9 protein-coding genes are annotated in these 13,671 nt (G+C 63.1%); 5 read left to right on the top strand and 4 right to left on the bottom strand.

Translation table 11 applies throughout. The features are described from left to right. The first annotated feature begins 13 nt into the window (after nucleotides 1-13). Complete coding sequence (locus tag A5747_RS09925) at nucleotides 14-655, top strand: TetR/AcrR family transcriptional regulator (RefSeq protein WP_076123638.1); 642 nt, start codon at nucleotides 14-16, stop codon at nucleotides 653-655. Nucleotides 656-896: 241 nt separating this feature from the next. Here A5747_RS09925 and A5747_RS09930 read toward each other — a convergent pair whose 3' ends face one another. Then, nucleotides 897-4,508, bottom strand: coding sequence for an SIR2 family protein (locus A5747_RS09930; RefSeq protein WP_083700284.1), 3,612 nt, complete (start codon nucleotides 4,506-4,508; stop codon nucleotides 897-899). Between the two features lie 328 nt (nucleotides 4,509-4,836). Here A5747_RS09930 and A5747_RS09935 point away from each other — a divergent pair, with 328 nt between their 5' ends. Continuing rightward, complete coding sequence (locus A5747_RS09935) at nucleotides 4,837-6,084, top strand: chloride channel protein (protein ID WP_076123640.1); 1,248 nt, start codon at nucleotides 4,837-4,839, stop codon at nucleotides 6,082-6,084. Here A5747_RS09935 and A5747_RS09940 read toward each other — a convergent pair. Continuing rightward, nucleotides 6,081-6,926, bottom strand: coding sequence for a MaoC/PaaZ C-terminal domain-containing protein (locus tag A5747_RS09940; protein WP_076123641.1), 846 nt, complete (start codon nucleotides 6,924-6,926; stop codon nucleotides 6,081-6,083). The two genes, A5747_RS09935 and A5747_RS09940, sit on opposite strands and share 4 nt — an antisense overlap. 16 nt (nucleotides 6,927-6,942) lie before the next feature. Continuing rightward, nucleotides 6,943-8,307 (bottom strand): 3-oxoacyl-ACP reductase, encoded by a 1,365-nt coding sequence (locus tag A5747_RS09945; protein WP_076123642.1) that lies wholly within the window; start codon nucleotides 8,305-8,307, stop codon nucleotides 6,943-6,945. A 148-nt stretch (nucleotides 8,308-8,455) separates the two neighbouring features. Here A5747_RS09945 and A5747_RS09950 point away from each other — a divergent pair, with 148 nt between their 5' ends. Continuing rightward, nucleotides 8,456-9,772, top strand: coding sequence for an acetyl-CoA C-acetyltransferase (locus tag A5747_RS09950; RefSeq protein ID WP_076123643.1), 1,317 nt, complete (start codon nucleotides 8,456-8,458; stop codon nucleotides 9,770-9,772). 316 nt (nucleotides 9,773-10,088) lie between these two features. Here the strand turns inward: A5747_RS09950 and A5747_RS09955 are convergent, their stop codons facing one another. Next, nucleotides 10,089-11,924: an acyl-CoA dehydrogenase gene (locus tag A5747_RS09955; RefSeq protein ID WP_076123644.1), complete on the bottom strand. Its 1,836-nt coding sequence runs from the start codon at nucleotides 11,922-11,924 to the stop codon at nucleotides 10,089-10,091. A 192-nt stretch (nucleotides 11,925-12,116) separates the two neighbouring features. Here A5747_RS09955 and A5747_RS09960 point away from each other — a divergent pair, with 192 nt between their 5' ends. Further along, entirely contained in the window at nucleotides 12,117-13,139 is a 1,023-nt protein-coding gene (locus A5747_RS09960; RefSeq protein WP_076123645.1) for an isopenicillin N synthase family oxygenase, read from the top strand. A gap of 39 nt (nucleotides 13,140-13,178) precedes the next feature. After that, on the top strand, nucleotides 13,179-13,667 hold the full coding sequence (locus tag A5747_RS09965; RefSeq protein ID WP_076123646.1) for a flavin reductase family protein: 489 nt from the start codon (nucleotides 13,179-13,181) through the stop codon (nucleotides 13,665-13,667). The last annotated feature ends 4 nt before the right edge of the window (nucleotides 13,668-13,671 follow it).

Genomic DNA, 13,671 nt, shown 5'->3' on the forward strand with positions numbered 1-13,671 from the left:
GAGAGGCGTAGCGATGGCAGGTGGTACCAAGCGGTTACCGCGTGCTGTCCGCGAACAGCAGATGCTCGACGCCGCCGTGCAGATGTTCTCGGTCAACGGCTACCACGAAACTTCGATGGACGCGATCGCCGCCGAGGCGGAGATCTCCAAGCCGATGCTGTACCTGTATTACGGCTCCAAGGAGGACCTGTTCGGCGCGTGCCTGGACCGCGAGCTGAACCGGTTCATCGACGCGGTGCGCGCCGACATCGACTTCACGCAAAACCCAAGGGACATGCTGCGCAACACGATCGGGTCGTTCCTGCGCTACATCGACGCCAATCGGGCGTCGTGGATCGTGATGTACACCCAGGCCATCAGCTCGCAGGCGTTCGCGCACACCGTGCGCGAGGGACGCGAGCAGATCATCGAGCTGGTGGCCGGGCTGGTGCGGGCCGGCAGCCGCGCCCCACGACCGGACATCGACTACCAGATGATGGCGGTGGCCCTGGTGGGTGCGGGCGAAGCGATGGCCAACCGGCTGTCCACCGGCGACATCGACGTCGACGAGGCGGCCCAGCTGATGATCGACCTGTTCTGGCATGGCCTGCGCGGCGGGCCCGAGGGCCGCGAAGCCGCCGCCGAGGCGGGCGGCTCCAACGCCGCGGCCGGCTAGACGCGGTTGATCAATGACGTCCCATCACTCATGCCACACAGGCCCGTCCGCATAGTCGTTTCCGGGCGGGTCATGCCCTGTTTGCCCCACGTCGACGGGCGCAGCAAACACAAATGGCCCCCCGCGACGGGCAACGTGAATCGCGCGTCGCCTGACCTTTGTTTGTCTGCAATGCCGCTGCAGCGCTGACCGACTCCAACGAATTAAGTGTAAACGGCCATCAAGACGATTTGACGCATTTTCACCCAAGTATTCTGTCTTCGACGGTTATATAACGCTTGCCATGGCGTCTGCCACATTCTTGGAGCACTTCCCTTAGATTGTCTCTTAGCTCCTGCGACGGATTATCTTCCAGTAGCGGTATAAGTACTGCCTCGGTGAAATCCTGTGTCGCAACGATTCCCAAAAGATGGCTTCGCCACCTTGGCGGATCGCGCCGTTCCAAATCCGCGACCAGCCATGATACAGAATCAGGCGTCAACTCTTCGAAGCGAAGAATGTCGTCGCGATTTAGCACATATGCCGACAGCGCTCGTCGAGTGTTGTCGTCGCCATAGTTGAATCGTTCCTTGATCCTGGCGGCCGTTTCTGAACTCATGAACCGAACAATAAATTCAGCGAGCCTATCCGGGAATAGGCTGAATTCGTCGCTTGGAACTGGCTCACACAACCAATCGATCCACCAGTCCGCATCGTCCAGCTCAAGCGAAAGGTCCGCCGCAGTGAAATATAGCATGGGCTCAAAAATTGAATAGGCTAGTTCGACATCACGTAATTTGAGAAGCTCGATCAACAGATTCTCTCGACCGCTCCAATCAACAGTGCAGCCTCTGAGGATCCATGCATCGGTTTTGTCAGCGTCAGCGTTATGAAGTAAATCTTCTAGGTGGGCAAAAAATTGGCTGACGTCGCCAACTGCGTATAGAAAGGCTGCTGTGCGAAGCCTTGAGCCCTGATATGGATCCTCGCGTACGTGCGCCCGCCACACGGCGCTTACCTCACATGCCACCCGCAGCAGTTCCACCGCCCACATGCCAGCACGAGTTTGACCAGAGATAGCGCCATATAGCATCTCCCGAACACGGGCTGAATAGATCGAGTCAACGTCCTCGACGCGCGGAGAGCGAAAGCGGACCTGGGAATAAAGTGTGAATATGGCTCCGAGGTAGCCATCTGCGATGAATGCAGCACTAATTTGCAAAGCGTCAAATGACCCGTCTCCGCTTATGGCATCTAACACTATTTCTTTAATAATCAAATTATGGCCGCCTGATAGATTGGCCAGCGCTGCGACCTCAGCGGCCGAGGTCCCGGCGAGGATGTGTTCGCCTAAAACTGAGATCGCGACATAGGATTCGTCAGAAGCTCCCAGCCGCAAGGCTTCTGCCGTAGAGAGCGGTACCTCGATCGCGTTGACTCTTTCGAGAAATGACACTATAGATTTCTTCGAAATACGTGATGCAACAGCTCGCCCGACCGCGGAACTGAAGTTGTAGTCATCGCGATCGATCGCTAACCCGAGCAAGGTGTCAACCGTATTATCTACGTTATCAGGAGCACATTGCTGCATTAAGAGCTTGCTAGCTGCGCCCCCGATAAGGCCTCCTCTATGGGACAAGCGCCATAGCAGATCGGCTGAATCAGCACTCGTTTGCACACGTTCAAGGCTTCGCGCTAATGTTCGTTCTTCTTCGAAAGACAGATTTTCAAGCTGGTCGATATACAAAAGGCACGAGCGCAGGAGCGCACTGCGGTCCATTTCAACATAATCCAGGGCATCTAGTGCTGAATTGGGATCCGTGTGCAGGATCCGCTCAAAAAGCTGATCGGCTTCCTCGGTCGGCAAGAAGCCGAGCGTGAGCAGGATAGCGACATCCCAACTTCGGCGGCTCAGGCACCGACGTACGATTCCGGGTGTCACTGTGTACAGCCGCGATAGTTGATACGCAGCCAAGTATTCGCTCAGCGAATGGTGAGCAAATGCCAATCTTGCGCCAGGTAACGGGACGAGTACATCGCTCTCAATTAGCCAGTTAGCAACGGCGTTTGGATCGATGTGATCACCGATAGCATCTTCAATCAATTGGGTTAAAGTCGACGCCATGAATGTTTGACGCCCGTCGTTAACTAATTCAAATGCGACTGCTGCGAACATTGGCACAAAATCAAAGGCAAAGTCGAATTTGCTCTCAAATCGATCTTTTATCTGATTAAAATATGCGAGATAGAGTCCTTGCGGTAGAGATGGGATATCAGCGACAGCGGAAGTTGCTTCGACTAGACGAAGAAATAGTGGCTTTTGTGCAAGCTGCAATAGCGCTAAATTATCCGTGGGAACTCGATTCTGAACGTACTCAATGTCGACCTCATCAAGAACGCATTCAATGAACTCCGTCTGTCCAAGTCCTACATTGCTCCGAGACGCAATAATTAATGGCGCGTCTGCAATACGCTTCACAAAAGATGCGAGATCGCGACCAAAACTATCTGACTCGAAATGGCTGCTTTCAACCTCATTCACTCCGTCCAGAAGGATCATTATCAGATCGTTGTCTACCAGGTGCTCTAGATCGATACCCAACGGCAGTACGCTTTGTACCAGTTCCCAGAGGTCGCCAGAATAAGACTTCAGTTCGACGTAGACGGGGACCCTAACACCAACATTTCCTTCTAGGAGAGCGGCCTGTGCATTGATCGCTGCCCGGCGGGTCACGGCCCGCAAAGTGTAGGTTTTACCCGCACCGGGGGACGCAGTGAGCAGAACGCGTCCGGAAATCTTCAAGAGCGCTTGCACAGCCAAGCTCCCATTAAAGCGCAGGTATTTGTCGGTTCTGTGATTCCAACGCATCCTAGGCAAGCGGATACGGAGGGGAATCTCATCAGCCAATTGGTCAGGCGTCAGCATTTGCATTCGTGCACAAAGCCTAATGAGTCGCAGAATGTAATCTGGCTCGCTCCAGGGTTCGTCAGCTTCATTCTCGATTGGGCCATTATGCTGGCTGGTTGCCGCTGAGGATACGATTGGACTAATCGATTCTATTAGGGCGAGCAGAGGATAGTGGTTGTTGTCATGGTCGCGCGACGTCTCGTACGAGATTAGATGGATCCCAAAATTTTGGCGCCAATAGGGAATCTCTTCTGCCTCCACATCCGCGACAATCGCGTACTGGTCCGACAACCCCCCTGCGTTGAAAGTTTCAGCGAGCGTATCTTTTATTAATAGGAAATCTGGATCCCGAAGTCCAAACCCAATGAAGATCACCGGCCGCGTAGCAAGCAATATTTTGAGTGATTCAAATACGAATCTCTTTTCACCTTGAAGACTCCGATAATCTTCGCGGGTAATGATAATGGAATCGGAGCTATCTATGTCACCGTGAGGCTTGAATACGAAGTCTCTCGCTGTAGCTTGTATCACGTTGGGCACCTCGATGATGTCCCAATTCCCGACCACCCGGAAGTAGCGGTCTGGACGGTATCGGTGAAGCGCAGCCTCTAGAAGCTTGTCATAGTTAGTCGTGATGAAGGCCGTGGGCCCTAACTTCGTAATCGCTTCATGCAGTTCCGACGGTTCACTTTCGCCAAGCTTGCATGCATCACGTAGGAAGGCGGACCGCTCCGACGGGGTGAGCTGATAGAAACCGTAACTCGCTGCCTGAAGCAAATCACCGCGCGATATCTCACGCTGGATTAGCTGCGTGGGAAGACCCCGCTCGCCCATAAAATCTGCGAGTTGGTTGAGTAAACCGACCCATGTAGGTAAGCCTGACCAGCAGGACACGCCGGAACCTATGAAGAGGACCGCATCCGGCCGAGCAAGGGATAGCTTGAGCCCTTCCAGACGATCTGGCATCGTTGCACCTTCAGTAGCCGTTTGGGTTGGTACAGCAACGCTATCCCCGGCGAGGTCTCGCAAGCAGCGGGTTGGCTGCCGCGGTAGGCGCCCATCTACCGAGCGATACCGTCGCGGAAAGACTCAAAATCGTCCAAGCGACGAGGCGACTTCTGGATTGGGGTTGCTCGTTGGCAGCTTCGGCCATCATGCGAGATGATCATGCCGATGGCAGGTCTGCCCTGGTGTCATTGCTTCGATCGAGGGGTGCGGAGCCGCCATAAGGTAAATCTTTGCTCGGGACCAATGATTTACGGAACGCCTCAAGTCGTTGACATAGATTCGAGCAATGCCCCGCCGCAACCACGAGTTCTTTTGCGCGGTAGTCATCGTCGGCCTGCTCGCCGGGTTCGCCGGGCTGGCGACGACGGAGGTGTTGCGTTTCGTCGAGCACATCACCTACCACTACAGCTTCGGCACGCTGCTGGCCGGCATCACGGGCAGCAGCCCCGTTCGTCGCGCGGTCGGGCCGATGGCCGGCGGCGCGCTGGCGGCAGTGGGCTGGTGGATCCTGCGGCGCCGAAGCGAGGTGCCGCCGCTGGCGGAAACCATCGCGAGCGGCGGCCGGATTCCGCGGCTGTCGTGGAGCGTCGATGCCATCCTGCAGGTGCTGCTGGTCGGCTCCGGGGCATCCCTCGGCCGGGAGGGGGCACCGCGCCAATTTGCCGCTGCCCTAGGCGATTTGGGCACCGAATGGCTGAAGCGGCTGTCGGCCCGCGACCGCGAGATCCTGCTCGCATGCGCCGCCGGTGCGGGGCTGGGCGCCGTCTACGCCGTTCCGCTGGCCGGCGCGCTGTTCTCGGCGCGGATCATGCTCAACACCTGGCATCCGCGAGTGCTGGGCGCCGCGCTGCTGTCGTCCAGCCTCGCGGTCGCGATCGGCTCGGCCCTCACGGGCGATCAACCCGACCTCAAGTGGCCGGTCGGCGAGTCGACGTATCTCGTTACCGCGCATGGCCTGGCGTTGGCGCCGCTGGCCCTGGTGGTCGGGCTGGCGTTCAATCGGCTCATGGCCGCCGCGCGCCCGGCCCGCCTGGTGCGGACCTGGGTGCTCGTCCCGGCCCTCGCCGCCGCGGGCCTGGCGACGGGCATCTGCTCGCATTGGTGGCCCGAGCTGCCCGGCAACGGCCGAAGCATCCTGACGGTCAGCCTGGCCAGCGGGATCACGCTATCGGCGGCCGCCGTCATCCTGGTCCTGAAACCGCTGCTGACCGCGCTGTACCTGCGCGCCGGCGGCGCCGGCGGAATGCTCACCCCGTCGCTGGCGACCGGCGCGGCGGCGGGGGCGGTCCTGGTGCTGACGGTCAATTGGCTGGCCGGCACGCACTTGCATGTGCCGGCGGTCTCGCTGAGCGGCGCCGCGGGCGTGCTCGCCGTTACCCAGGGCTCGCCGATCTGGGCCGCGATCTTCGTCTGGGAACTCGCGCGGCCCCCGCTCTGGCTGTTCCTCGTTTTCCTGCTGACCGCCTGCGGCGCGCATGGGCTGAAAGTGCTTGTGTTAGGCCCTGATAGATCTAGCTCGACGCACGCGGGCTAGAGCGCGCGGACCGTTCCGGTCAGATGCGGATATCCCTTGGCGATGTTGCGCAGCGAAAGATCCCAGCCGCCGTCGTCGCCCCTGTCGATGTAAAGCCCCGTGGTGGCGGGCAGCAGCACTGGCTTGCCGAACCGCACCGAGTACGTCACGGCGTCGGGAAGCATGCCTTCGATGTTGGCCAATACCGCTGCCGCAGTGAACATCCCGTGCGCGATGACCGTCGGGAATCCGAACAGCTTGGCGGCGACCGGATTGGTGTGGATCGGGTTGTGATCCCCGCCGACGACGGCGTAGCGCCGGATCTGGCCCGGGGTAATGCGCAGCACCGTGCTCGGCGGGGGCAGCTTGGGCTGCTTCTGCGGGGGCGGCTTGGGCTCGTCGGACAGGCTGGTGCGCTGCTGGTGCAGGAAGGTCGTCACCTGGTGCCACGCGGTCTCGTTGCCGACGCTGACGTCGGTCACCAGGTCGACCAGCAGGCCCTTGCGGTGTTCGCGGAGGTTCTCGGCGTGCACGCGCACGCCCACGGTATCGGTGACCGCGATCGGCCGGTACTGCGTGATGTGGTTCTCGGTGTGCACCGATCCCATTGCGGCGAAGGGGAAGTCGAACCCGGTCACCAGCGACATCATGGCGGGAAAGGTCAGCGCGAACGGATAGGTCAGCGGCACGTTGTTGCCATAGCGCAGGCCGGCCAGCGACGCGTACTCGGCCACGTTGGTCTGGTCGATCGGCAATTCCTCGACGGTCACCGTGCGGCTGGGCAACTGGTCGGACCGGGGCACCAACGGTAGCGCCCCAGCGGCGGCGCGCAGCAGGTTCTTTAGGCCGCTTGGCTGATTCATCGCGTTCCCCTCGGACCTATGCGCCCAGCATCGCCTGGCCGCAGACCCGAATCACGTTGCCGGTCACCGCGTTTGACGCTGGGCTGGCGAAGTAGGCGATGGTCTCAGCGACGTCGACGGGCTGGCCGCCCTGCAGCAGCGAGTTCATCCGGCGGCCCACCTCGCGGGTGGCCAGCGGGATGGCGGCCGTCATCTGGGTTTCGATGAAACCCGGTGCGACGGCGTTGATAGTGATGCCCTTGTCGTAGAGTCCCGGAGCCAGCGCCTGGGTGAGCCCGATCATCCCTGCCTTCGTGGTGGCGTAGTTCGTCTGCCCGCGGTTGCCGGCGATGCCGGCCATCGATGACAGGCCGACTACCCGACCCCCTTCGCCGATGCTGCCGTTGCCGACCAGTCCTTCGGTAAGCCGTTGCGGGGCAAGAAGATTGACGGCCAGGACCGCATCCCAGCGTGCATCGTCCATGTTGGCCAACAGTTTGTCTCGGGTGATTCCGGCGTTGTTGACCAGGACGTCGGCGTGCCCGGCGTAGTGGTCGCGCAGGTGCTCGGTGATCTTGTCGACCGCGTCGCCGGCGGTGACGTCGAGCCACAGCGCGGTGCCCCCGACGCGGCTGGCGGTTTCGGCAAGGGCCTCGGCGGCGGACTCCACGTCGATCGCGACGACGCGGGCGCCGTCGCGGGCGAACACCTCGGCAATGCAGGCGCCGATCCCGCGGGCCGCGCCGGTGACGATCGCGACCTTGCCGTCCAGCGGCCGGTCCCAGTCAGCCGGCGGCGTGGAGTCGGCCGCGCCGACGTAGAAGACCTGCCCGTCGACGTACGCCGACTTGGCCGACAGCAGGAACCGCAGCGTGGATTCCAGGCCCGTCGCGGCCGGCTTGGCGTCCGGCGACAGGTACACCAGCGCGACCGTCGTTCCGTTGCGCACCTCCTTGCCCAGCGAGCGGGTGAAGCCCTCCAGGGCGCGCTGCGCGATCCGCTCGTCGGTGCTTCCCGCCAGGTCGGGCGTGGTGCCGACGACTACGACGCGCGCGCAGTGACCCAGGTTGCGCAGCAGCGGGGTGAAGAAGTCGTGCAGCGCCTTGAGTCCGGCCGGCGTGGTGATTCCGGTGGCGTCGAAAACCAGCCCGCCGAACTGGTCGGCCCAGCGGCCGCCCAGGTTGTTGCCAACCAGGTCGTAGTCCCTTTCCAGCGCCGCACGCGCCGGCTCGACCACCCTCCCCGCACCCCCGATCAGCAGGGCGCCGGCCAACGGCGGATCACCGGCGGAGTACCGGCGCAGGGTCTCGGGTTGCGGGACGCCGAGTTGCTTCGCCACAAACGATCCGGGTCCGGAATTGACAATCTGCGAGAACAGATCGGACGAACGATTGGGAGCCACTGAGCTGCCTTCCGCTTTCTTTCTAGGTCGACCTGTGCCGTCTAGGCCAACGGTATCGAGGACGAACTTACTGCAGAGTAAGGAGAGTAAGAACAGTGGGTAGGATGGCCCTAAATGGCCGACCCCAAACTGATAACCGGAGATAAACGTGGCCTCTGCAAGCTCTGAATCCAAGCCCGCCAGGCGGAAAGTTGCCGTGCTGGGCGGCAATCGCATCCCGTTCGCGAGATCGGACGGCGCCTACGCCGAGGCGTCCAACCAGGACATGTTCACCGCCGCCCTGGGTGGGCTGGTGGACCGGTTCGGGCTGGGCGGCCAGCGGCTGGGCGTGGTGGTCGGCGGCGCGGTGCTCAAGCACAGCCGCGACTTCAACCTGACCCGCGAATGCGTGCTTGGTTCCGAGCTGTCGTCGTATACCCCCGCGTTCGATATCCAACAGGCCTGCGGTACCGGCCTGCAGGCGGCGATCGCCGCCGCCGACGGCATCGCGGCGGGCCGATACGACGTCGCCGCAGCCGGTGGCGTGGACACCACCTCCGACCCGCCGATCGGCCTGGGCGACAACCTGCGTCGCACTCTGCTGAAGTTGCGCCGGTCCAAGTCCAATGTCCAGCGGCTGAAGCTGGTGGGCACGCTGCCGGCCACCCTGGGCATCGAAATCCCCGCCAACAGCGAGCCGCGCACCGGGCTGTCGATGGGCGAGCACGCCGCCATCACCGCCAAGCAAATGGGGATCAAGCGCGTCGACCAGGACGAGCTCGCGGTCGCCAGCCATCGCAAAATGTCCGACGCCTACGACCGCGGTTTCTTCGACGACCTCGTCACGCCGTTTCTCGGGTTGTACCGCGACGACAACCTGCGGCCTGAGGCCAACGTCGAGAAGCTGGCCACGCTGCGGCCGGTTTTCGGGGTCAAGGCCGGAGACGCGACGATGACGGCGGGCAATTCCACCCCGCTGACCGACGGCGCCTCGGTGGCCCTGCTGGCCAGCGAACAGTGGGCCGAGGAACATTCGTTGGCGCCGCTGGCCTATCTGGTGGACGCCGAGACCGCTGCCGTCGACTACGTCAACGGGCGCGACGGCCTGCTGATGGCCCCGACGTACGCGGTGCCGCGGCTGCTGGCGAGAAACGGTCTCAGCCTGCAGGACTTCGACTTCTACGAAATCCATGAGGCGTTCGCCTCGGTGGTGCTGACGCATCTGGGCGCGTGGGAGTCCGAGGAGTACTGCAAGGAGCGGCTGGGCCTCGACGCCGCGCTGGGGTCAATCGATCGCTCCAAGCTCAATGTCAACGGCTCGTCGCTGGCCGCGGGCCACCCCTTCGCGGCCACCGGTGGGCGGATTCTCGCGCAGGCGGCCAAGCAGCTCGCCGAGAAGAAGGCGGACGGCGGCGGGCCGGCAAGGGCGCTGATTTCGATCTGTGCGGCCGGCGGACAGGGCGTGGCCGCGATTCTGGAGGCCTGACCGCGCTAAACCGCGCCGGGCCCCAGCGCGCCTGCCAGGGCAAATGATTTTCGTCACAGTCGATTAGTAACGCAATCGCCTGGGTATCCGATGTGCCGGATAACCCCGTGTTGTGGTCTGACCCCCCGACCCCGACGGCAACACGGGGTATCCCATAGGCGACCGCCGGTCAGAGACGCACGACGGGCGTACGAGAAGGGCCGCCGCTGGAGTGAGGGGATCCAGCGGCGGCCTTTTTCGTGCGCCCCGAACACACACGCCCAAACACAAGATCCCCCGCTTCGCTGTCGAAACGGGGGACCTTGTTTGAAGCGACCTAGAAGGCTGCCTCGTCGAGCTCCATGATGTCGTTGTCCAGCGTCTCGATCACCTCGCGGGTGCTGGCCAACAGCGGCAGGAAGTTCTTCGCGAAGAACGCGGCCACCGCGATCTTGCCCTCGTAGAAGGACCGCTCGGCGCCGCTCGCACCCTCGTCGAGCGCCTGGACGGCCACCGCGGCCTGACGCTGCAGCAACCAGCCGATGATCAGGTCACCGACGCTCATCAGGAACCGCACCGAGCCCAGGCCCACCTTGTAGAGGCTGCTGACGTCCTCCTGGGCGGCCATCAGGTAGCCGGTCAGGCTGGTCGCCATGGCCTGCACGTCGGCCAGGGCCTTGCCCAGCAGCTCGCGCTCGGTCTTCAGCCGCCCGTTGCCGGACTCGCTGTCGACGAACTTCTGGATCTCACCCGACACGTGAGCTAGCGCCACACCCTTGTCGCGGACGATCTTGCGGAAGAAGAAGTCCTGCGCCTGGATGGCGGTGGTGCCCTCGTAGAGGGAGTCGATCTTGGCGTCGCGGATGTACTGCTCGATCGGGTAGTCCTGCAGGAAGCCGGACCCACCGAACGTTTGCAGGCTCTCGGTCAGCTTCGCGTAGGCCTGCTCGGAGCCCACGCCCTTGACCACCGGCAGCATCAGATCGTTGATCTTGACGGCCAAGTCGGCGTCGATACCGTGCAGCGCCTCCGCGACCGCCGCGTCCTGGAACGTCGCGGTGTAGAGGTACAGCGCACGCAGACCCTCGGCGTAGGCCTTCTGGGTCATCAGCGACCGCCGCACGTCGGGATGATGCGTGATGGTCACCCGCGGTGCGGTCTTGTCGGTCATCTGGGTCATGTCGGCGCCCTGCACGCGCGACTTCGCGTACTCCAGCGCGTTGAGGTAACCGGTCGACAGGGTGGCAATCGCCTTGGTGCCGACCATCATCCGGGCCTGCTCGATGACATCGAACATCTGCGCGATGCCGTTGTGCACCTCGCCGACCAGCCAGCCCTTGGCGGGCACGTCGTGCTGGCCCAGCGACAGTTCACAGGTCGCCGAGACCTTCAGGCCCATCTTGTGCTCGACGTTGGTGACGAACACGCCGTTCCGCTCGCCGATCTCGCCGGTCTCGAAGTCGAACAGGAACTTGGGCACGAAGAACAGCGACAGGCCCTTGGTGCCGGGACCGGCGCCCTCGGGGCGGGCCAGCACCAGGTGGAAGATGTTCTCGAACAGATCGCCCGAGTCACCCGAGGTGATGAACCGCTTGACGCCCTCGATGTGCCAGGAGCCGTCCTCCTGCTGGACGGCCTTGGTCCGCCCGGCGCCCACGTCCGAACCGGCGTCCGGCTCGGTGAGCACCATGGTCGATCCCCAGCCGCGTTCGGCGGCGATCACGGCCCACTTCTTCTGCTCCTCGGTGCCGAGGTGATACAGGATGTTGGCGAATCCAGCGCCGCCGGCGTACATCCAGACCGCCGGGTTGGCGCCCAGCATGTGCTCGTGCAGCGCCCACAGCAGCGCCTTGGGCAACGGGGTCCCGCCAAGCGCCTCTTCGAGGCCGACCTTGTCCCAACCGGCTTCCAGAACGGCGTGGACCGACTTCTTGAAGGATTCCGGAAGCGTCACGGAGTGCGTCGCGGGGTCGAAGACCGGCGGGTTGCGGTCGCCCTCGACGAATGATTCCGCGATGGGCCCCTCGGCCAGCCGGCTGATCTCGTTGAGCATTTCCTGGGCGGTTTCGGCGTCGATGTCGCCGTACTCGCCTTGGCCTAATGCCTTGTCAACGCCCAACACCTCGAACAGGTTGAATACCTGGTCACGGACGTTGCTCTTGTAGTGGCTCACTACTCTCCTCCTCATTGAGAATTGCCACGTTGTGGTTGGGTACTTGGGCTAAGTTACCCACCAGTAACACAGCCAAACTATAGCGGTTGGACGGCCCGATGCAAGCGAGTGTGAGCTAGATTTCACCATCTAATTAACCAACTGGTTGGGAAGCGTTGCGGTGCCGCTTCTACCTGCGGTTATGGTGGACGGATGACCAGTGTGGGACGCGCCACGGCGGTACCCGTGGTGGACCTGCGACACACTCCCGGCGAACTTCGCAGCAGCCTCCGCGAGGCCGCCCATGAGGTGGGGTTCTTCTATCTGGTCGGCCATGGCGTGCCGCAGGCGCTGGCGCGCCGCGTGCTCGACGCCGCCCGCAAGTTGTTCGCGCTGCCGCAGGCCGACAAAGACGCCGTGGCGATGGTCCGCAGTCCGCACTTTCGCGGCTACACCCGGCTGGGCGGCGAGCTGACCCGCGGCGAGGTGGACTGGCGCGAGCAGATCGACATCGGACCGGAACGCCCGTCGATCGGCGGGCCGGGCAAGCCGGACTACCTGTGGCTGCAAGGGCCGAACCAGTGGCCCGCGGGGCTGCCCGAGTTGCCCGGAATCGTCGACGAGTGGGACGCCGCACTGTCCTCGGTCGCGCGCACGTTGCTCCGGCACTGGGCGGCCTCGCTGGGCAGCCCGCCCGACGCGTTCGACGCGGCCTTCGCCGAGACGCCGGCCACGCTGATCAAGATCATCCGCTATCCGGCCCGCGCGTCCAGCCCGCAGGGCGTGGGTGCCCATCGCGACGCCGGGGTGCTGACGCTGCTGCTGGCCGAGCCGGGCAGCGGGGGCTTGCAGGTGCGACGCGGCCGGGGACCCGACGACGACGGCTGGATCGACGTGCCACCACTCGAGGGTGCGTTCATCGTCAACATCGGCGAGCTGCTCGAGGTCGCGACGGACGGCTATTTGCGCGCCACCGAGCACCGGGTCAGTCTGAGCGGGGCGGCGGCCGAGCGGATCTCGGTGCCGTTCTTCTTCAATCCGCGACTCGATGCGCAGATACCGGTGCTGTCGCTACCCGCCGAACTCGCGGCGCGCACCGACGCGCGCTGGTCCGCAACCGAGGACCCGTCGGATCCGATCTTCGCTGTTTACGGCCGCAACGCCTGGAAGAGCAGACTGCGGGCGCACCCGGATGTGGCTGACGCGCACGGATACTCGTCCAGTAGGGTCGGGTAGGAGAAATCCGTCGTCGGCTCGAGGGGCGAATCAACTCCGGTGAACTCAACGAAGAAGCTGACCCCGTCCTCACTTCGCGAGGCCTTCGGGCATTTCCCGTCCGGTGTGGTGGCGATCGCCGCCGAGATCAACGGAATCCGGGAAGGGCTGGCGGCCAGTACCTTTGTCCCCGTCTCGCTGGACCCGCCGCTGGTGTCGTTCTGTGTGCAGAACACGTCGACGACGTGGCCCAAGCTCAAGGACCTGCCGATGCTGGGCATCAGCGTGCTCGGTGAGGCCCATGACGAGGCCGCGCGCACCCTGGCCGCCAAGACCGGCGACAGGTTCGCGGGGCTGGAGACGGTGTCCACCACCACCGGCGCGGTCTTCATCAAGGGCACGGGCCTGTGGCTGGAGAGCGCGATCGAGCAGATGATCCCGGCCGGGGATCACACCATCGTGGTGCTGCGCGTCAGCGAGGTGACGGTGGACGCCGAGGTTGCGCCGATTGTGTTTCACCGCAGCGGGTTCCGGCGCCTCGGCGCCTGAAACC

The sequence above is a fragment of the Mycobacterium sp. IS-836 genome (assembly GCF_001954275.1).
Classification (GTDB): domain Bacteria; phylum Actinomycetota; class Actinomycetes; order Mycobacteriales; family Mycobacteriaceae; genus Mycobacterium.

Excerpts from the sequence above, each read along its gene's own strand:
- A5747_RS09940 (WP_076123641.1), bottom strand. The coding sequence starts at position 6,926 with ATGAATCAGCCAAGCGGCCTAAAGAACCTGCTGCGCGCCGCCGCTGGG.
- A5747_RS09925 (WP_076123638.1), top strand. The coding sequence starts at position 14 with ATGGCAGGTGGTACCAAGCGGTTACCGCGTGCTGTCCGCGAACAGCAG.
- A5747_RS09935 (WP_076123640.1), top strand. The coding sequence starts at position 4,837 with ATGCCCCGCCGCAACCACGAGTTCTTTTGCGCGGTAGTCATCGTCGGC.
- A5747_RS09930 (WP_083700284.1), bottom strand. The coding sequence starts at position 4,508 with ATGCCAGATCGTCTGGAAGGGCTCAAGCTATCCCTTGCTCGGCCGGAT.
- A5747_RS09960 (WP_076123645.1), top strand. The coding sequence starts at position 12,117 with ATGACCAGTGTGGGACGCGCCACGGCGGTACCCGTGGTGGACCTGCGA.